This is a genomic window from Escherichia sp. WS338 (genome assembly GCF_046486405.1).
Lineage (GTDB): Bacteria > Pseudomonadota > Gammaproteobacteria > Enterobacterales > Enterobacteriaceae > Escherichia > Escherichia coli.
In genome coordinates this window covers 1-18,710 of record NZ_JBJQLL010000053.1, presented here as the reverse complement: position 1 = coordinate 18,710, position 18,710 = coordinate 1, and the positions used below count along the sequence as shown (strand labels likewise).

Below are 18,710 nucleotides of genomic sequence, written 5' to 3'. Positions count from 1 at the left end.
GGCAAATCCCTCCATCAGATAGTGGTTGTCGAACGTAAGCTACTCACACAGGAAGAATGGGAGAAGACATTCAATCTGGATAATCTGATTGCTCCGAAGTTCGAACAATAAAATGTTTGGAAACTAAAAATGTAACCAATGTTCCTAGGCTGGCCCCCTGAATCTCCAGACTCCCTATATCACTTAAATTGATACAACTTTTTAGAGTAGTCATTAGTGAACAGATAATTGATAACTCAGAACCAGTAAAATGCAAAAGACGCACCACGCTGGGAAAATCGCTGCTATTCAGCAGAGTTTTGTATCGAGAATGGTGGCCAGCCACTTATTGCTCTCGCGTAAGCGGGTATCCCCATCGTTTACCAGTCCAGATATAGGTCACGTCACCATACTTGATTTAGCTGTGTCACAGCTAAGCGCCCTTCAAGTTCTTAGGATAGCTACAAGTTCATGACTGCCATGCCTGTACCGGAGGGTCAACGGCTGACAGCTGACCAGCCCCTGTTCTTTCATGAGACTGCCAGCAAGCTTGCGTCCCATCTGGTAGTCTCTCCGGGTTGCAATTGTGGCGATGTTCCTTGCTCCGCCATTAAGCTCAATTACCTGACTACGTAATACAGCCCGTCTACCGTCTTTTTTTCAGGACGGTTTTTCCAATCTCTGTAGCTGCTTCGATGAATCCTGCACACATGGCAAAGTGCGATCACCAGATAATGCGCTCTGAGCTTCTCGATTATCGAGAACTGTTTAGGGAGTCTGACATCAAGAGCGCCGTAGCCTTTTCTAATATTTCATTCTCTATTTCAATACGTTGCCGCTTTTTCCTCAGCTCACGTATTTCGATTTGTTCTGGTGTCATCAGAGAGGCTTTTGGTGTTTTGCTCTGATGCTCATCACGCAGTTGTTTGACTTATCTTGTCATTGTGGAAAGACCGACATCCATAGCTTTGGATGGTACCTGCCACCGTAAAGTTCTGGTTAACAACTAGTTGAGTGGATTCGCGTTTAAACTCTGCGCTGAAATTTCCTTTTTTCATTGGAGCATCTGTGTTGTTCTAAGGTGAGCATATTACCTATGCTCAGGTGGCCAAATTCAGTATGCCAGAACCAGAACATCTTGTGGTCAGGCAGAGGAAGAGCAAACTGTTACTGGACTCACTGCATGCGTGGATGGTGGAGAAAAATGCCACGCTGTCCAAAAATCCAGACTGGGAGAATGGTTCAGCTGTGTACTGAATCAGTGGGGCGCACTCTGTTATTACAGTGTTGACGGTCAGGCGGAGGCAGACATAATGCCGCGGAAAAAGCCCTTTGTGCCATCTGTCTCGGAAATAAAAACTTTATGTTCTTCGACGGCGAGCGCAGTGCACTGTTGTATGGGCTTATCGGCACTTGCCTTCTGAACGACATTGATCCGGAAGAGTATCTGCGCCATATCCTGAGCGTACTGCCGGAATAACCTTCCAACCGTATTGATGAACTCCTGCCATGGAACGTAGTTCTCACCAATAAATAAGCATCAATATGATTCTCCATTAACGCTTACCTTTTCTCCGGCTATTTTTGATTTTTTTTGCTTTTCCCCGCCACTTTATGGTGATTATCACATCAATATACATCGACAGATATTAACGTAACTGAAGTGAGGTGAAGCATGAAATTTGAACGCCATCATGAAATATTGAAACGACTCAGTAAATTCGGTTCTGTAAAAGTATCCGATCTGTCCAATAGCCTCAATGTAACGAAAGAAACTATTCGATCAGATCTTAATGAACTTGCCAGACTTGGCTATCTGACTCGATGTCATGGCGGTGCTTTTATCGTCCTAGACTCGCTTGATACTATTGCGAAAAATGAAATCGCTTATGCGCTTGAAAATTATGATACAGCCCAGGGAATAAAAAAAGGCCACTCAACTATGAAAAGTCAAGTATGCGTTATTGGTTCGTTTAATGTTGATATCATCAGTTATTTGCCGAGGCTTCCCACTATCGGAGAATCGCTTCTGGCAAGTAATTTTATATTTTCACCGGGGGGAAAAGGTTGTAACCAGGCGCTGGCAGCAAGCTTTGCCGATACTGATGTTTATTTCATAACAAAAGTAGGTACAGATCACTTTAGTGATTATGCGATCAACTTTATGAATTCGTCTAAGATTTATAAAAGTATAATTTATCAAACGAAAGAAACGCAAACCGGAACTGCCACGATCCTTGTTAATGAAGGTACTGGCGATAATGTTATTGCGATCTATCCCGGTGCCAACATGACAATGTCGTCCGATGAAATAACTATTCAGAAAGAAGCGATTATTAATTCTGATGTCATACTTCTGCAGCTCGAAACAAATTATACCGCTCTGCAACAAGCGATCACATTGGCGCAAAAAAACAGTATCCCGGTCATTATTAACCCGGCACCCTATAATGATATCGTCAACGAACTTATTCAGGATGTTGATTATATCACCCCCAATGAAACAGAAGCTGGTTTACTGTCCGGCATAGACGTACACGATCTTGAATCAGCTAAACGAGCTGCAGAAGCTATCCACAATAAAGGGGTAAAAAACACGGTTATCACGCTCGGTAGCAAGGGCTCACTCGCATTTGATGGCAAAAAATTCATTCATTCGCCAGCGTTTCCAGCGGTCGTTAAAAATACGGCAGGAGCCGGGGATGCTTTTAACGGCGCTCTGGCATCAGGACTTGCGAAAGGAAAATCACTGGAATCAGCACTGTGTTATGCCAGCGCCTTTGCATCCCTGGCGGTGGAGACAAGCAATGCTTCCGACATGCCTGAACATGAATCTGTGATACATCGAATTCAGAGTATACATTATCAGCAAACTATTTTTACGCATTAAGAAGGGACAGAGAATGAATAACACCAAAAAATCACTAAAGGTGCTCTTTATTGGAGAATCCTGGCATATTCATATGATTCATTCAAAAGGATATGACAGTTTTACCTCAAGTAAATATGAAGAAGGTGCGACCTGGTTACTCCAATGTCTGAAAAATAGTCAGGTAGATGTCACCTATATGCCGGCACATACGGTACAAATTGCCTTCCCTGAAGATGTGGCACAGTTAGAACAATATGATGCCATCGTTATTAGTGATATTGGTAGTAATACTTTCCTGCTACAAAATGATACTTTTTATCAGCTTCGCATAAAACCAAACGCTCTCGAACTGATTAAAGAATATGTGAATAACGGTGGTGGGTTATTGATGATTGGCGGCTATCTCTCATTCATGGGAATTGAAGCAAAAGCCAATTATAAAAATACAGTTCTGGCTGATGTGCTCCCGGTTACGATGTTAGATGGTGACGATCGTGTCGAAAAACCAGAGGGGGTTATTGCACAGCCATCACAACCTGACCATCCGGTTATTAAAGGGTTCTCTGAATATCCTTTTTTCCTAGGTTATAACCGGGCGATCGCTAAAGAAAATGCTGAGGTGGTATTAACAATAAACAACGATCCATTACTGGTCTTTGGTAACTATCACAACGGGAAAATAGCCTGCTTTATGAGTGACTGTTCACCGCACTGGGGTACACAGCAGTTTATGTCCTGGCCGTTCTATACCGCGTTGTGGGTAAATATACTGACTCATATTGCAAGATAATAATAATAATGGGGTAACACCAGTTACTCCATTTACTATAATAGAAGGATTGATGTATGAAAAAGAATAAGTACTCAACTCCCTTATGGATGCTTGCCACGATTCTTGCGGGTATGCTCTCCCCTATGCAATCAGCGGTGAATGGTCAATTAGGTCACTGGTTACAGGACGGTAATGCATGCGCAGTTATCTCCTTTGCCAGTGGTTTAGTCGTGATGTTTTTTATTATTATGGCGCGAAAAGAAACCCGGCAACAATTTGCGGCAATTCCTTCTCTGATTAAAAACCGAAAAGTTCCTCTCTGGAACTGGTTTGCCGGTCTCTGTGGAGCGATGGTGGTATTTTCTGAAGGCGCATCAGCCAGCGCACTCGGGGTCGCAACGTTTCAGACCGCACTGATCTCCGCGCTATTGCTGTCTGGTTTACTTTGCGATCGCTTTGGTATCGGTGTCGACGAGAAAAAATACTTTACCCCTTATCGCATCATCGGTGCATTATTTGCGGTTATTGCTACGATTTTTGTTGTGTCACCGCAGTGGCATTCTACCTCTTTCATTTTACTTGCCATTCTTCCGTTCTTAGCTGGTTTGCTTGCAGGATGGCAGCCCGCTGGAAATGCAAAAGTAGCTGAAGCTACGGGATCCATGCTGGTTTCAATCACCTGGAATTTCATCGTTGGATTTTGTGTTTTAGGCACAGCGCTAGCTATTCGTGTCGCATTAGGGCACGTCACTGTTCAATTACCAGATGTCTGGTGGATGTATCTTGGCGGCCCGCTTGGACTAATGTCTATCGGTTTAATGGCCATTTTGGTCAGAGGTCTTGGGTTACTGATGCTGGGGGTTGCTTCAACGGCGGGCCAGTTACTGGGATCAGTATTGATTGACGTATTAATTCCATCGCTGGGCAATACCGTTTATCTGGTCACGATCATCGGAACACTGTTTGCACTGGTCGGTGCAATTGTTACCACTATTCCGGAATACAGAGCCTCGAAAACAATGAAGAAAATGGAGGTATAATCATGAAAGATTATCTACAAACTGTGACGGGCCCCGTCGCCCGTGAAGATATGGGGCTAACACTTCCTCATGAACATCTGTTCAACGATCTTTCCTCTGTTGTGGATGCTCCTTGCTATCCTTTTTCACAACGGCTTGTTGATAAAAAAGTCACGGCAGAAATCCAGTGGGCATTAAAACACGATCCTTATTGCTGCGCTGATAATATGGACCGCAAACCTATTGAAGATGTGATCTTCGAAATTAATAACTTTATCTCGCTCGGTGGTCGCACCATTGTTGATGCCACAGGGTCTGAGTCTATCGGACGAGATGCGCAGGCATTACGAGAAGTCGCATTAAAAACAGGTCTGAATATTGTTGCTTCCTCCGGTCCCTACCTGGAAAAATTTGAAAGCCAGAGAATTCATAAAACGGTTGATGAACTAGCGACAACGATCGATAAAGAATTGAATCAAGGGATTGGCGATACGGATATTCGTGCCGGAATGATCGGTGAAATAGGTGTCTCACCGACATTTACCGAAGCCGAGCATAACAGCTTGCGGGCTGCCTCGCTGGCACAGATTAACAATCCTCATGTGGCGATGAATATTCACATGCCGGGCTGGCTTCGTCGCGGTGATGAAGTACTCGACATTGTGTTAGGTGAAATGGGCGTCTCGCCAAATAAAGTCTCTCTCGCACACTCGGATCCGTCAGGAAAAGACGTGGCGTATCAGCGGAAAATGCTTGATAAAGGTGTCTGGCTGGAATTCGACATGATTGGCCTAGACATTACCTTCCCGAAAGAGGGAATAGCGCCAGGGGTGCAGGAGACTGCCGATGCCGTCGCTCATCTCATTGAGTTGGGATACGCCGATCAGCTTGTTCTCAGCCACGATGTCTTCCTTAAACAAATGTGGGCTAAAAATGGCGGTAATGGCTGGGGATTTGTTCCAGATGTTTTTCTGGCCTATCTGGCGGAGCGCGGCGTCGATAAAACGATCCTCAAAAAACTCTGTATCGATAATCCCGGACGATTATTGACCGCATAAAACCATTATCCCCCGGCACATTGCGCCGGGGGATGTCAATTAATACCCCGCCGTTAAATCATCCACCAAGCGCGAGTCGGATGCGCCGTACAACTCACCATCCGACCCAACCATAATGCTTTGCGTGCTGCCCATCGCCTCATTCAGCGCCACTTTCTGACCTTTTGCTTCCAGCAGCTTGAGCGTATCCGGACTAAACCCTTTTCAACACGCAGCTCGTCCGGCAACCACTGATGGTGGAAACGAGGCGCATTGGTCGCTTCGGCAACATTCATTCCACAATTGATGCTGTTCACCACCATTTGCGGCACGGTAGTGATGATCCAGCTACCGGTAACAAAGTGAGTACATAAAGGCCATACTGTCACGAACAGTGCAAAAGTGGCTCTTCCTCAACCTAGGTGAAGATTTTCATGCCAGTGGACTCATTACCCTCCGCCTAAGTAGTTCAAGTCCGGCTCGACCATACATCTGGCGTATCAGCACCTTCAGGCGATTTACATGACCTTCGACAACACCAGTACTCCAGCGACTGCTGATTGCCTCACATATAGCCGCAGCATCAGCTTCCATCCCCGCAGCTACGCACCGAAGTTCTGCTGAGCCGCTTTCGTGGACCCGAGTGAACCAGCTGCTTAGCTGTGATTTATTTTAGGTTTTCAGAATACGGTAGAACTCGAGTACCAGTTGCTGCGCTATTTTCAACTCCGGTTCTTTTTCACACATCAGACTAATAAATCGGAAAGCATAATTTTCTTCACCCCTGATTATTCTCCAGGGCATCAACCAGCGGCTTACCCGTGACACTGAAGGAAGTCTTGCGGCAGTAGTAACCGGTGGGATCCAGCCTTTATGCCATTTGGCAACAGCATCCCTGACGATGGTTTCACTGCCTGTAACCCCCCTGGCCACCATTTCCCGCCATATCCGGCCGGAGTTATAATTACCACATTCTCGTTGCTCTTTTAACCACTCCCTCCATGGGTCCAGAAGCCCTCGCTTTGGAGGCCTGGTTGACATTTCAGGGAATGTTCCTGAACCCACCCAGCGACTGACTGTCACTCGCGACAGGCCTGTAATACGGGATATTTCCCTGAAACTACATCCCTTGTTATGCAGGGCCATAACCTCTGTCCAACGCTGATGCCGTTTTTTGCGGATGTGCTGTTTAAGGCGTTCCAGACGACGGAGCGATGCTACAGGCACAGATATTTCTGGCTCAGGTGATTTCTTCAGTGATAACTCTCTGACAACAAGACGTATCAGAGGCATATGTCTGTACATCATTCGTTCAGGCTCATCACCAATATTTTTTAGCAGGTGCCATCGATCGGCCACCTGTCTGGCCTGAGGTGCACCTTCACGTGCTGCTGTCGCATAGACTCCACTGCGATCACGCGAGACAACCTGTATTTCCGGATATTTTCTGAACCAGGTCGCCAGCGTACGCTGATCACGGCCGGGAAGCAGGACGAGGGGACGGTGAGTATCAGGATTGACTATTAACATACCGCAGCAGTGGCCCCGATGCCACGCCCACTCATCAATACCGACATGAGGCGCGCCTGACTGTTTCGTCTCCGGGGTATTGATAAGCCTGCGAAGAAGAGTATCAGCACTGCAACGGAGACCCACTGCCGTTGCAGCCCGTTTTCCAGCCTCACCTCCAGCTATTAATCCCAGTTGACGTTGTTAATTTTGTAACGCCTGTGAAGACTGCTGGTGTGAACTGGCGAAGGGAGCAAGCGACTCGGCAAAAATTTTACGTGAACAAGCCGGGTTACGGCAGTACCAGTGGCGGACGGAAAATACAAGCCATAGCGTCTGCCCTGAGCAGGGTAGATGCTGTATCCGGCGCCGACGACAACTATGAACAGAGTCGCTACGCTTAAAGCATTCAGGACATTGTGCTGTTTTGCGTTTTCCGTGGAGATGGAGGGTTATACCGTCAGAGCTAATAATTTGTCGACTGCATCGCCATCCGCAAGGTAACTGTAGAAGTGTCTTAAGAGAGTGCATTGCGTTGCCCATAACTTAAAACAGCTTAGATCCTTGTTCGCCAGAAAGTTTCATCCATTTTCTTCCACCCAGGTTGCGGAAGAACCACTTTTCATCCGTCGTTGACAGATGTGAAGTATGCGGGAGAAAAAGTGAATATCTAACTGTAATAACTCAGACCGGTACGAGTACTCGGGACGTCTACAATCATTCAGGGCAAAGTGCTAAAATTTCTCTATCCCGGGATGCCCCTACCAACGCAGCACTCCCGGAGATATCATTACAGCTCTGCAACTGATTTCCGCGACTGAACCGCTCAGTTCCTATCCTTCCAGTTGCCCTCCTGCCCCCCCTCCCTGCTGTATACCCCGGTACCACAACTCGGGCAGCACTTTTCCCCCTCATAATTTTCGTCACACATCACACAAAACCACTTTCTCACCTTCACCGTATAATCCGGAACCGTCATACCCTGCAGATGCAAACGACGGGCCTCTTTCTCTGCCGGGTCAAGCCAGGTGCATCGCAGCAGGATTTTCTCAGCGACAGTCATCTGGTCATGTTCAAACCACGGTGGTTGTCCGTCATTGCCCCGCTGAAGTGTTAACGGGCATCCACAGGACACACAGCACAAAACGTCCTGGCGGTTGTGCTTCGCTGCTTCTTTCGCCGTAACAAAATGGCCTTTGCTGTCATTCGCCATATAACAGTTCAGAATTCGCATATTTCCTCCTGAGTTGTCCGGGGAATACTGAATCCTCCGGTCTGGCAGTGTGTGCAGTACCGCTCCCCATAATAATCGTGGTGACATTGTCTGCAGTGCCAGCTGGCTTTACGCACCACGGGTAAGGCATCCGGTACGAATTGCTGCAGACGTTTAATCAACTGTATTTCTCTGCGCTCCGGCCTGACATAAGGGCACTGTTGACCGTGCTCTGTCAGCCTGTCGTCAGTGTGTTCAAACCAGGGAAGTTCAGTGTCGTATTGCGGATGGTATCTGAGTGCACTGCCACACAAGTGGCAGGTGTAGTTAGCATAAGGTGCGGCCTGTGCAGTACGGGCGCCCGTCAGACGTCCGTTGCCATCAAGAGCGATAAAGGATTTTGCGTACATAGTCATATTCCTCAGCCGCCAGACGACACGCAGGCAACAGCCGTCCCGGTACGGGCAGCGTGGTCAGGGTGTGAATGGCGGTTCAGTTAAAATCTGGACTGGAGTTTGGGTAAAGCAGGCTGGTTGCTGTTACAGCACTGTGGTTGTCACACAATGGAACACTGACGTAAAAAACAGTCAGTGGGCGAGTGGATACATCGTTGCCGCCAGACAACAACCCATACTTTTGGTTTGCCGGGTATTGGCGCGCCAGTCGTGCTCAACTCCGGCTACAGCCAAAATTGCGCTCACCGGTGCAGTGAGCTTTGGTATGTTCCTTCGCCAGATAGTCAGCACGTTCCAGCACCTGCTGAAAGCCAGTGTCATCATCGCGTTCCAGCCACACCGCCGGCCAGGCCGGGAAATGCACCAGCGTGGCATGGCACCCGACATCCACTCCCAGGGCACTGCACCACGCCTGTTTAATCATCCCGGCCAGTGATCCCGGAGCACGGTAATCACCGGCACGACACCAGGTATCCCGGTTAACCAGCAGCATCAGGTGATAGTGTTTTTTACCTTTGCACTCCCCAAACTCCCGGGCCCAGACGTAATGCAGGGTTGTGGGATGCACGCGTTTACCTTCCCGATGCTTACGTTTCTGGTAAGCGTCGATTCGGGCTTTCAGGGCATTGATGAAGCGGGATATCACAGCTGCGTCCGTTGCTGCCGGTACATCCGGGAAACGCAGGTCAACCCGCAATGCCGTCAGGCGGGGATGAACATTCAGTGCGTGCCGCACCGTCTCACGAATACGTTGCTGCCAGAAGGGGTTGTATTTGTAGGTCATGGTTAAATCTCCGTATGGTTCATACGGAATAGCCACGTCGTAAAAAATGCGCAGAGTCCCTGAAGTGACCTCCGGCAGGACACTGTCTCAGGCACTCTGTGATAACCCGAACGGTCGTCTCCGGACTGACGGTTGAATTTTCAGCGTTGTTTTTTTAATGTAAAAAACCGGTTACGGGTAAGGCTGTGAGGAGGGAGTGATGGTGATACGCAAAAAGAAGTGCAGGGACTGTGGAAACGCGATTACTCATAATACAGTGTGTTGCCCGTATTGTGGTTCTGTCGACCCCTTCGGCTATTACCGGAATACAGACCGTATCGTTACCATACTGCTGGCACTGATTATTGTGGTCCTGCTGACTACTGTCAGCGTCAGTGTGTATATACTGTGTAGCTGGTGAGATAACGGTTCATGTATCCCCTGAGCTGACAGTGTACCGGGTATATTAAGCGTAACCGACAGGTTCTCCTTCATACCATATTAAATTTTTCCAGGTATTGCCGCTGCCTTATTTCGTCCCATACAGGAAAACTCGTCTGGGTTTCTGACAAATACGCGAAACTCACAGCCCCTCAATATCAACCACACGCTGTAAGCCGGTAATACCTGAAAATCAGCCTATTACCGCCCGCGCCTCCGTTACCGAACGCTCAGGTGACCAGACTGAAGCCCAGCACGCACTCGTAAAATTTGCGGTCAGTTCCGTCAGTCAGTGGGCAACCGCAGAGTTACGGGCTTCCAGGTCCACAGGAGTGAGTCTATAACGCGTGTGGGAAATCATTTTTTCTGGCGTTGACAGAACGCCTTACGGGCTGCTACTTACCCGGTGTCCCGCAATACAGCCTTAGTGTTCCGTTATCGGGGATCCGGACGCACCGCAACAACCGGGGAAGTATTTCTGGTTAGAGCTGTGTCAAGAGGGATTTCTCAGCCCCTCACTCACCGGCTCAGTCTCAGGGCAGAAGCATTAATACACTCAGTTCATGTCTTATACAGGAATGGGCATAGGGGGAGCTGGCGTGTCACTGCTGATTTTACGCATCAGCGTTCATGTATCTGCACTCTGATACAGAATGCTTCACAGCGCTCTGTTACCGGAGAGATTTACTCTCTTAGGTTATTCTGGCAAATCCTTTACGTTACTCTCTGATGACTTCTTATATTTATAATACCAATCAGACAACCTTATCCCATCGGTGATATCAGTCTCCTGCTCGCCAGGAACGGGCTGACTCACTGTAACCACCTCCGAAAACAACTCTGCAATTATCAGAACGCCTGCTTCTCTCCCTGTCCTCACGAAAACTATCCCCTCTTTATCGCGCGTGCGTGCGGAAGCATCTTTTCGCAACCCCCCCCCCCCCGGGATTCCGCTACGGCTCTGCCATCGCAATCCCCCCGTTTATCTCCGGACAGCCACATTCCCGATTATTTTTTACGTTTCTCCCCGGTTGTTATGCCGGTGAAGGTGGCGCGCTGTTTTCATGACCACACCGGCTGGTTTAACAACATCCGGAGGAACATTCTCATGGCTACCCCAGTTTCGCTGATGGATGACCAGATGGTCGACATGGCGTTTATCACTCAACTGACCGGCCTTACCGATAAGTGGTTTGACAAACTCATCAAAGATGGGGGCTTTCCTGCGCCCATCAAAATGGGGCGCAGCTCCCGCTGGCTGAAAAGTGAAGTGGAAGCCTGGCTGCAGGCGCGTATTGCACAGTCCCGTCTGTAATTTTTAACCACTAACCCTTCGCCCACAGCAGACGCAATCTCCGGCCTGCCGGCGGCGCTCTGCTGCCTGTTATCCCCCGTGAGGAATATGAAAATGAAACAACAGTATCAGACCCGTTACGAGCTGCTCCATGAAAACTACCAGAAATGGCTGACCGGCTTCACCCGGCACGCCGTATCATGGGGCGTGTGTCATCCGAATATCTACTATTTCCATAATCTGACGCCCGGGTGGGTGTCATTCAATGGCGAAAAACCGGAGATTGCCATCGTTCCCCAGAGTCTGCACCGGCTGATTTATGGTCCGGACAAACGGAGCTCCCCGTCCCTGGATGATGATCTGGTGGTGAATTTATGCACCAGCGAACACCTGCTGGTTCATCATCCGATGCTGGAAGGGATCCTGCTGTCTGAATGTGAGCGCCTGAAGCAACATTCTCTGGCAAACAAACTGATCAGCCTCTTCCGTCAGTTTGGCGGCACGGAGTTACGTCTCAAACTGGTCTGGCTCTGCTGGCTTGACTTAATGACCGGAAACAGCCTTGACGACTGGACGAAAAACCTGAAACACAAATCAGAAAAAGATCTGGAGCAATGGATCATTGCACGTCAGGGTCAGAGTGAACCACTGACAAATCTGATGGATCAGTACGTGCTTATGGCATACCGTACATCGGTTGATGCCGCTCACAGTTGATGTCTGAGAACCACAGGGCTGGCAGCAGAAAACCAGCCCTGTGGTAAAATACAGTAATAGCGGCGTACATCAGGCACGCCGCTCACTCGTCCACAGATCATATACGTCATTATACTGCGCGATAACGGAGGGCTTCAGCACCCGGTCATTTCTGAGCGGGTATGAATACCATTGATGATGCGAAGCAGCCACGGGCAGAAACGTTCTTCACAACCAGGTGCCTCCATCTTCACTGCAGTCTGAATGTGCCGGCTTGTTATCCACCAGAAATGGTATGCTCCGGTACATGCATACCCCGGAGACTATAAACGCACTGAATCATAGCCTCCCACCTCAGCAGGAGGCAGTCAGCTTTCAGGCGGAAAAACGTTGCAGTTAAAGATCGTGAGAATCGCTGTTTCGTTGCATAGCAACCCGAACAGTTGTAGTGAAACATTTTACCTGCATCAGCACATGGTCAGGCGCCGTCTGTATGGCGTGGAATACTGATGTTTCGGCTGATGGCAAGCCTCATTCTCTGTGGAAACAGGGGCGCGCATTAGCTTCTCAACCAGAGAGTGTCACAAAGACAAATATTGCTGAAAATCGCATTCATCGTTCAGGCGTGAATGCCCGGAGACAAAAGCCGCTGTCCACACAGTCCCCCTCTGACCTGAACAAAAAGCATACACACAACAGGCTCACCTGACCCCGAAAAACCATAACTTCAGCAATACCAGTGACACCAGCACGTTACCTCAGTGCCACATCTTCAGACCGCGATCAATCTGAAATGTGACTATCGGGGCAATATCCCTGCTTTGTGGTACACGATAACCAGAAAACATCCCCTGAACCGCCAGCCAGAAAGACTGGCCACAAAAGGGGTAAGCTGAAATCGTTTATGGATTACATCGACATATGCCTGGCAGAGAATGGTAAGCGTGCAGTGAGAACCGTATTGACGAAGTGAAGCTGGTCAGGCGGGCAGAGTAACCCGCCACGGGAGCAGAGCACCCACCCGGTTCACAGGCCAGTCGGCGATGACATCAAGTACATGATGCAGATAGCGTTCCGGATCCACGCCGTTTAATTTGCACGTCCCGATAAGACTGTACAGTGACGCACCGCGCTCACCACCATGATCCGAGCCGAAGAACAGCCAGTTTTTTCTCCCCAGACTGACCAGTCGTAGGGCGTTTTCGGCAATGTTATTATCCACCTCCACCCAGCCATCTTCTGCATAGCGGGTCAGCGCCGGCCACTGGTTCAGCGCATACCCGAACGCCTTCGCCAGTTCTGAGTGCCTTGAGAGGGTTTTCTGTTTCTCCCGCAGCCACCCCTCCAGTGACGCCAGCAGCGGCAGCACTTTTTGGTGCCGGACTGCCTGCCGTTCCTCTGCTCTTTTACCTCTGAGCTCCGACTCGATGGCATACAGCTCGCCGATCCGTTTCAGCGCCTCCTCCGTCAGGGCTGACGGGGTACGGACGTGAACATCGTGGATTTTTCGGCGGGCATGGGCCCAGCACGCGGCTTCCTTTATATGGCCGTCGCGGTAGAGCTCGTTGAACCCGGCGTAGGCATCAGCCTGCAGTACGCCACTGAAGCCTGCAAGATGGGTCTGAGGGTGGATACCTTTTCTGTCCGGGCTGTAAGCGAACCACACTGCGGGGGCCAGCGCTGATCCGGCGTTGCGGTCGTCTCGAACGTACGTCCATAAGCGCCCGGTCTTCGTCTTCTTATTGCCCGGCAACAGCACCGGGACAGGCATATCGTCAGCATGGAGTTTGCCGTCGGTCAGGACATAGTGCTGAAGGGCTTCATCCAGCGGTGCCAGCAGACGACAACACGCATCCACCCAGCCCGACAGTACAGAACGACTCAACACTACACCCTGGCGGGCATAGATCTCCGACTGGCGATACAGCGGTATGTGCTCTGCATACTTTGAGGTCAGCACTCGGGCCAGCAGCCCCGGTCCGGCGATCCCCCGTTCGATGGGGCGCGAAGGAGCCGGGGCCTGAACGATGCGATCGCACCGACGGCAGGCATGCTTTTCACGGACTGTCCGGATAACCCGGAAGGCGCTGCGCATCAGCTCCAGCTGTTCGGCGGCATCCTCACCCAGGTAACTCAGCGAACCACCGCACTCCGGGCAACACGGCTCAGTCGGCAGCAGCCGCTTCTCATCCCGTGGGAGTGACTCAGGGAACGGTTTGCGGGTGCGGGTCTGACGCAGCGGGCGCTGCACTGCCGGGTCATCCACCCGGCCGGTCAGCGTATCGCTTTCCTGCTGCAGCAGGTTCAGGTCAGCTTCCATTTGCGCGATACGGCGGGATACCTTTTCGGAACGACTGCCGAAGTTCATCCGGCGCAGCTTATCCAGTTGCGCCTGCAGATGGTCTATTTCGCGTTCCCGGTTGCTCAGCTTTTCCTGCAGGGCGTGGATCAACGCTTCCTGGTTCGGCCAGGCGCTGTTTCAGCAGAAGGATGTCGTCAGAAGAGGTGTCGTTCATAAGCCTGTATTTTACCAGGCTTATTCTGCGACAACCAGGATAAAGAGCGCTACAACATGGTCAGGGATGTCAGTAACCGCTTTGGCTGTCGCCAGTCGATACCTTCCATCAGCATCGCCAGTTGCGCCGGCGTCAGGAACACTTTGCCATCGCGGGCTGAGGGCCAGGCGAAGCGACCACGTTCTAGTCGCTTTGTCAGCAGGCACAGACCATCGCCGGTGGACCAGAGCAGTTTTACCTGACTGCCGCTGCGTCCCCGGAAGATGAAGACGTGGCCGGACATCGGGTCATCTTTCAGCGCGGTCTGCACCTTTGCGGCGAGGCCATTGAAGCCGTTGCGCATATCGGTGATACCGGCAACCAGCCAGATTTTTGTGCCTGCGGGAAGATTTATCATACAGGCCCCCGCATCAGTTCGCGCAGGACAGTGCTCATGAGTTCAGCAGAGGGATGAGTCAGTGTTATTTCTCCTCCCCGACATTTTATGTGGCAGGTAGCGGGAGGAGAGCAGGATGGTAGTTCGAAGGTTGGGAGAGAAGAGCCCGCCTGAAGCTGCACGGGTATCAGGGCAGGAAGCGACGATGAGTTTTTTCGGGGCCGACAGACCCGCCCTTCACGCTGCCAGAGCCTTATCCATTTAAAGAGCAGGTTATCATTGACGTCATGTTTCCGGGCCAGTGCGGCAATACTGCCTTCTTCTTCAAGAGCCAGCCTGACCAGTTCCATTTTGAATTCAGGGGAATAGTGTTTCCGGGGAAGTCTTTCTTTAGCGCGCATGAGGTGTCCACCTGCAAAATAAGTGGGTGCTTAAGTTACAGGATCCTGGATTCGGGACCAGACGGTACTCAGACGACGCTTACAGAGAATGTCCGGAATGACGAGGTTATCTTTGCGGAGATTAAGGCAATGGTATACGGGCCGACGTTCCATGCCGCGTTACTACATTCAGCCCGGACGTAAAATGCGCCCGTCAAAAAGAACGGTTCGCTTCGAAACTCAGCCAGGATACCACCTCTCCGCCACACCCGGGAAGAAGTTGATATGGTGGTTGCCGGACAACAGCGCTCCTGGATTGACTGCTGCATCACTCAACCACGCTGAATATCAAAGGAGAGCGTTACCGGTTAAAAGAGAAACGTAAAGCTGTGGTGATGACCCAAAACGCAACGCCTGTCAGTGAGGATGAAATGGTGAAAAGCGGACAGCATCAGTAACGGAAGTATCTTAGCGGGTACGAAAATGGCAGGATCGTGACATTGACAGAATATCTCCTGATCATCCTGAATGACTGCAGTTGCTGTAGAAAAGTAAGCTGTCTCCACCCACGGCACCACTTAACAGGCATTCCGTAACTTCCCCCAGACTTACTATGACGCATTATCGGTGCACTGAAAACGGGAGAGTGCGCTTAAAACCGCAGACCGCATGCGGGTGTTACTGCATGACAGTCTGGCCGTATTGTGAGATGTCGGCAGGAACCGATGTCCGCGCAGGGGGGAACTTCCTGCAGTACCTGACGCTTCAAATGGTATTAACCGTAGGGTGTTGTTGGTTCCGGATCGCGGAAATGGGAGCACAGGTCTGCTACGGGGTGTACCTCTGACAGTATATCCGGCTCGCTCATCTGACAGCCTCTCTCCCGGAAAAGACCAAAAATGAGATCGTCTCCTCAACAGCAGAGAAGAGGTCTTGACAGACAGGCTATATTGCATACGATTTATGAAGAAAAAGACAGCAAATATGGAGGTTATAGCGGAGAATACCCTACGAAATTCCTATGAAAAACGATTGAAAAAAATATCAAATTCGATTCGTTTTTATATGCTTTTTGGGAGCGTGGCGATGACGAACTGTTGCATGTGCAGAGGAGAATGCACCCGGAAGCACCAGAATCATCCAGAAAGGCAGAACGATTACGCATCAAACCAGGAGACAGCAATATCAAGGTAATATACTGATTTAAAATGAATTTACAGCAATACGTGAAAACATTTTTTACTTAAAGGAGACAGATGCGCTGAAGAGAGTGCAGGTATTTTTATATAAAAATGAGAAGTTTACGGGATGTATATCCGGCACACTATGACCGGAGAATATCAGTCAAGCTTAAAAAGACAATAAATACAGTGAGTTAAATACACAGAGAAAACGTAGTATCAGAGGGTACATCTTACAACAGAGACTGAATTTCCGGTTTTTCATAACCGGCGCATTCCGGAAAGTGCAGGCGGCCCGGAGGTTTTCTGACGCCACTACCTGGTAGATTGTTCTGTACATCATGTACGGAGGTTTTTGTTTGCTTTTTTAAAATCTGCAAATGTGAGAAAAGCAGGTGAGGTGTATTGTGGGAAAGGAACTGGATGATATCTGCACCAGCTGTCCGTATATCGATGCTGTAAAACGGCACAAACAACAGCTCGGTGCCATAGAGGAATATACACAGTGGTTAAAAAAAGAACCACGGGCATCTTATTTTTTTCTGTTCCAGCTGTATACCCGCATTCACAATACATTTTTCTCCCAAAAGCAACAACTCCCGTTCACTCCCGGTGGCACTCACTGCCCGGAACCTGATGTCATCCTTCGGGACTTAACGCTTTCCCCTGGCTACCACAGTGATTATGCCCCTCAACCCATTCCGGAGATGGACAGTTCTGCTGTTGTTCCCCCAACTAATGAAAACACCTCGCCTCCGGAAGATACTCCCGACAACACTCCGGCCGGAGGCAATACCGGACAAGCGGAAAAGACCAGAAACGCAGGACTCACACCCATTCCTGAAAAACGTTCAGGAATGCCCCCGGAACATCTGCGGTTTGCCACGGGGTTTCCATCGCAACCGAAGATTGCCGGTCCCAGAGAAAAGCCGATGCGCACCGTGCATCCGGATAAAATCTACCGTGAAATTATATGGTTCTGCTCCAGTTACCTGCTGAAATCCGGACCAGAGGCTACGAGGACGATTATCAACTCAGTATTCTCTGAATGGGCCAGCATAAACAATGATTACCCCTCCCCCTTTTCGTGGGTGGACAGCAGGGACAGTGAACAGTGTGACTGGTTATGGAACGCCATGCAGGTCCGGTGTGTGGGAACCCCGCTGAATCCCCTTACCCCGGAGCAGAAATACTGGTTTGCCTGCGCCACGTTTGATAACTGGGAGGGCTGGAATGAGCAACAGGTACAGTTTTTACTGGAAAGTAATCCCAGACGGAACAGAGCGAAGTTTACGCAGGTCTCCTTCCAGGCCCCCAGGATTCAGCATAAAGCGATTCTTCTTGATGAGCTGAAAAGTGCCCGGGAACAACAAAAAAGGCGTGATGAACGTGCTGATGGTTCCGTCCCTCTGAAACTGTCCGGAAAAATCCACAAACAGCTTGAAAGTATTGCCCGAAGTCGTGGTGTCCTCCCAAAAAAACTGCTGAATGAAATGATTGAGCAGGCGTACCATGATTTGGTGGCAACCAGGCAGAACAGCCAAATCGATTCCAGATAATTTCAGACAGATATTATTTCCGTGAATCCCCCGCCACCTTTCCGGTGCGCGGGGTTTTGTCTTTTTTCACCGGGAATACATGTATGAATCCGTCTGATGCCATTGAGGCAATTGAAAAACCGCTCTCCTCCCTGCCTTACTCACTTTCCCGTCACATCCTGGAACATCTGCGCAAACTCACCAGTCACGAACCCGTGCCTGGCATTATGGGTAAAAGCGGGGCCGGTAAATCCTCACTCTGTAATGCGCTGTTTCAGGGGGAGGTCACCCCGGTCAGTGATGTTCACGCCGGCCCCCGGGAAGTGCAGCGCTTCCGTCTGAATGGCCATGGTCACAGCATGGTTATCACTGACCTGCCCGGGGTGGGCGAGAGCCGGGACAGGGATGCAGAGTATGAAGCCCTGTACCGTGACATTCTGCTCGAACTGGACCTGGTACTGTGGCTGATTAAAGCCGATGACCGTGCCCTGTCTGTGGATGCGTATTTCTGGCGACACATCCTGCACCGGGGACATCAGCGGGTACTGTTTGTGGTGATGCGTATTTTCATGAAAGGAGATCACTCAATAACTTCCATCGAGATCGGGTAATAACATTTGAACAGATCGCTGAATAACATCGATGGAGATCACTTTTGACTCATTTTGT

At 49.8% G+C, this 18,710-nt stretch carries 13 protein-coding genes and 8 pseudogenes; 12 read left to right on the top strand and 9 right to left on the bottom strand.

All coding sequences use genetic code 11. The features are described from left to right. Nucleotides 1-346 precede the first annotated feature (346 nt). Nucleotides 347-1,037, bottom strand: a pseudogene (locus ACJHWT_RS23670) (transposase); the annotation flags it as partial. Nucleotides 1,038-1,098: 61 nt separating this feature from the next. On the opposite strand from ACJHWT_RS23670, the pseudogene ACJHWT_RS23665 reads away from it, so the two are divergent. The 5 genes and pseudogenes from ACJHWT_RS23665 to ACJHWT_RS23645 all read left to right on the top strand — a co-directional run. Beyond that, nucleotides 1,099-1,459, top strand: a pseudogene (locus ACJHWT_RS23665) (transposase); the annotation flags it as partial. A 195-nt stretch (nucleotides 1,460-1,654) separates the two neighbouring features. Continuing rightward, on the top strand, nucleotides 1,655-2,869 hold the full coding sequence (locus ACJHWT_RS23660) for a PfkB family carbohydrate kinase (protein ID WP_000667429.1): 1,215 nt from the start codon (nucleotides 1,655-1,657) through the stop codon (nucleotides 2,867-2,869). Nucleotides 2,870-2,882: 13 nt separating this feature from the next. Next, nucleotides 2,883-3,641, top strand: a complete 759-nt coding sequence (locus ACJHWT_RS23655; protein ID WP_001066367.1) for a glutamine amidotransferase — start codon at nucleotides 2,883-2,885, stop codon at nucleotides 3,639-3,641. 56 nt (nucleotides 3,642-3,697) lie between these two features. Further along, nucleotides 3,698-4,663, top strand: a complete 966-nt coding sequence (locus ACJHWT_RS23650) for a DMT family transporter (RefSeq protein ID WP_000739816.1) — start codon at nucleotides 3,698-3,700, stop codon at nucleotides 4,661-4,663. Nucleotides 4,664-4,665: 2 nt separating this feature from the next. After that, on the top strand, nucleotides 4,666-5,700 hold the full coding sequence (locus ACJHWT_RS23645; RefSeq protein WP_000656352.1) for a phosphotriesterase-related protein: 1,035 nt from the start codon (nucleotides 4,666-4,668) through the stop codon (nucleotides 5,698-5,700). 39 nt (nucleotides 5,701-5,739) lie between these two features. Here the strand turns inward: ACJHWT_RS23645 and ACJHWT_RS23640 are convergent. From ACJHWT_RS23640 to ACJHWT_RS23620, 5 genes and pseudogenes are all read right to left on the bottom strand, one after another. Beyond that, nucleotides 5,740-6,032 (bottom strand): annotated as a pseudogene (locus tag ACJHWT_RS23640) (gamma-glutamyltransferase); the annotation flags it as partial. A gap of 79 nt (nucleotides 6,033-6,111) precedes the next feature. Further along, nucleotides 6,112-7,731, bottom strand: a pseudogene (locus tag ACJHWT_RS23635) (ISL3 family transposase). 283 nt (nucleotides 7,732-8,014) lie between these two features. Next, complete coding sequence (locus tag ACJHWT_RS23630; protein WP_001221623.1) at nucleotides 8,015-8,422, bottom strand: zinc-ribbon domain-containing protein; 408 nt, start codon at nucleotides 8,420-8,422, stop codon at nucleotides 8,015-8,017. After that, nucleotides 8,410-8,811 (bottom strand): putative zinc ribbon protein, encoded by a 402-nt coding sequence (locus ACJHWT_RS23625; protein WP_000270974.1) that lies wholly within the window; start codon nucleotides 8,809-8,811, stop codon nucleotides 8,410-8,412. The genes ACJHWT_RS23630 and ACJHWT_RS23625 overlap by 13 nt, the downstream gene beginning before the upstream one ends. Nucleotides 8,812-9,070: 259 nt before the next feature. After that, nucleotides 9,071-9,640 carry an inovirus Gp2 family protein gene (locus ACJHWT_RS23620; RefSeq protein ID WP_000221530.1) on the bottom strand — a complete coding sequence of 190 codons (570 nt, stop codon included), beginning with the start codon at nucleotides 9,638-9,640 and terminating at the stop codon, nucleotides 9,071-9,073. A 199-nt stretch (nucleotides 9,641-9,839) separates the two neighbouring features. Between ACJHWT_RS23620 and ACJHWT_RS23615 the strand changes: the two genes are divergently transcribed. The 3 genes from ACJHWT_RS23615 (at nucleotide 9,840) to ACJHWT_RS23605 (ending at nucleotide 12,071) form a co-directional block, all read left to right on the top strand. Then, nucleotides 9,840-10,040, top strand: coding sequence for a hypothetical protein (locus tag ACJHWT_RS23615; protein ID WP_001297900.1), 201 nt, complete (start codon nucleotides 9,840-9,842; stop codon nucleotides 10,038-10,040). A gap of 1,128 nt (nucleotides 10,041-11,168) precedes the next feature. Next, nucleotides 11,169-11,375, top strand: coding sequence for a helix-turn-helix transcriptional regulator (locus ACJHWT_RS23610; RefSeq protein ID WP_000235213.1), 207 nt, complete (start codon nucleotides 11,169-11,171; stop codon nucleotides 11,373-11,375). A 93-nt stretch (nucleotides 11,376-11,468) separates the two neighbouring features. Further along, the gene (locus ACJHWT_RS23605; RefSeq protein ID WP_000813432.1) at nucleotides 11,469-12,071 is read left to right on the top strand and encodes a hypothetical protein; all 603 of its coding nucleotides are present in this window, start codon (nucleotides 11,469-11,471) and stop codon (nucleotides 12,069-12,071) included. A gap of 958 nt (nucleotides 12,072-13,029) precedes the next feature. Here ACJHWT_RS23605 and tnpC read toward each other — a convergent pair. The 3 genes and pseudogenes from tnpC to ACJHWT_RS23590 form a co-directional block, all read right to left on the bottom strand. Then, a pseudogene (tnpC, locus tag ACJHWT_RS23600) lies at nucleotides 13,030-14,566 on the bottom strand (IS66 family transposase). A gap of 49 nt (nucleotides 14,567-14,615) precedes the next feature. Continuing rightward, on the bottom strand, nucleotides 14,616-14,963 hold the full coding sequence (gene tnpB / locus ACJHWT_RS23595; RefSeq protein ID WP_000609174.1) for an IS66 family insertion sequence element accessory protein TnpB: 348 nt from the start codon (nucleotides 14,961-14,963) through the stop codon (nucleotides 14,616-14,618). Next, nucleotides 14,960-15,292 (bottom strand): transposase, encoded by a 333-nt coding sequence (locus ACJHWT_RS23590; protein ID WP_050586387.1) that lies wholly within the window; start codon nucleotides 15,290-15,292, stop codon nucleotides 14,960-14,962. The genes tnpB and ACJHWT_RS23590 overlap by 4 nt, the downstream gene beginning before the upstream one ends. 129 nt (nucleotides 15,293-15,421) lie before the next feature. Here ACJHWT_RS23590 and ACJHWT_RS23585 point away from each other — a divergent pair. The 4 genes and pseudogenes from ACJHWT_RS23585 to ACJHWT_RS23570 form a co-directional block, all read left to right on the top strand. Then, nucleotides 15,422-15,628 (top strand): annotated as a pseudogene (locus ACJHWT_RS23585) (IS21 family transposase); the annotation flags it as partial. 14 nt (nucleotides 15,629-15,642) lie between these two features. After that, nucleotides 15,643-15,780 (top strand): annotated as a pseudogene (locus ACJHWT_RS23580) (AAA family ATPase); the annotation flags it as partial. A gap of 1,130 nt (nucleotides 15,781-16,910) precedes the next feature. After that, complete coding sequence (locus ACJHWT_RS23575) at nucleotides 16,911-18,062, top strand: hypothetical protein (protein ID WP_000514094.1); 1,152 nt, start codon at nucleotides 16,911-16,913, stop codon at nucleotides 18,060-18,062. A gap of 83 nt (nucleotides 18,063-18,145) precedes the next feature. Next, a pseudogene (locus tag ACJHWT_RS23570) lies at nucleotides 18,146-18,598 on the top strand (GTPase); the annotation flags it as partial. Nucleotides 18,599-18,710: the final 112 nt, after the last annotated feature.

Excerpts from the sequence above, each read along its gene's own strand:
- ACJHWT_RS23660 (WP_000667429.1), top strand. The coding sequence starts at position 1,655 with ATGAAATTTGAACGCCATCATGAAATATTGAAACGACTCAGTAAATTC.
- ACJHWT_RS23655 (WP_001066367.1), top strand. The coding sequence starts at position 2,883 with ATGAATAACACCAAAAAATCACTAAAGGTGCTCTTTATTGGAGAATCC.
- ACJHWT_RS23650 (WP_000739816.1), top strand. The coding sequence starts at position 3,698 with ATGAAAAAGAATAAGTACTCAACTCCCTTATGGATGCTTGCCACGATT.
- ACJHWT_RS23645 (WP_000656352.1), top strand. The coding sequence starts at position 4,666 with ATGAAAGATTATCTACAAACTGTGACGGGCCCCGTCGCCCGTGAAGAT.
- ACJHWT_RS23630 (WP_001221623.1), bottom strand. The coding sequence starts at position 8,422 with ATGCGAATTCTGAACTGTTATATGGCGAATGACAGCAAAGGCCATTTT.
- ACJHWT_RS23625 (WP_000270974.1), bottom strand. The coding sequence starts at position 8,811 with ATGTACGCAAAATCCTTTATCGCTCTTGATGGCAACGGACGTCTGACG.
- ACJHWT_RS23620 (WP_000221530.1), bottom strand. The coding sequence starts at position 9,640 with ATGACCTACAAATACAACCCCTTCTGGCAGCAACGTATTCGTGAGACG.
- ACJHWT_RS23615 (WP_001297900.1), top strand. The coding sequence starts at position 9,840 with ATGGTGATACGCAAAAAGAAGTGCAGGGACTGTGGAAACGCGATTACT.
- ACJHWT_RS23610 (WP_000235213.1), top strand. The coding sequence starts at position 11,169 with ATGGCTACCCCAGTTTCGCTGATGGATGACCAGATGGTCGACATGGCG.
- ACJHWT_RS23605 (WP_000813432.1), top strand. The coding sequence starts at position 11,469 with ATGAAACAACAGTATCAGACCCGTTACGAGCTGCTCCATGAAAACTAC.
- tnpB (WP_000609174.1), bottom strand. The coding sequence starts at position 14,963 with ATGATAAATCTTCCCGCAGGCACAAAAATCTGGCTGGTTGCCGGTATC.
- ACJHWT_RS23590 (WP_050586387.1), bottom strand. The coding sequence starts at position 15,292 with ATGGAACTGGTCAGGCTGGCTCTTGAAGAAGAAGGCAGTATTGCCGCA.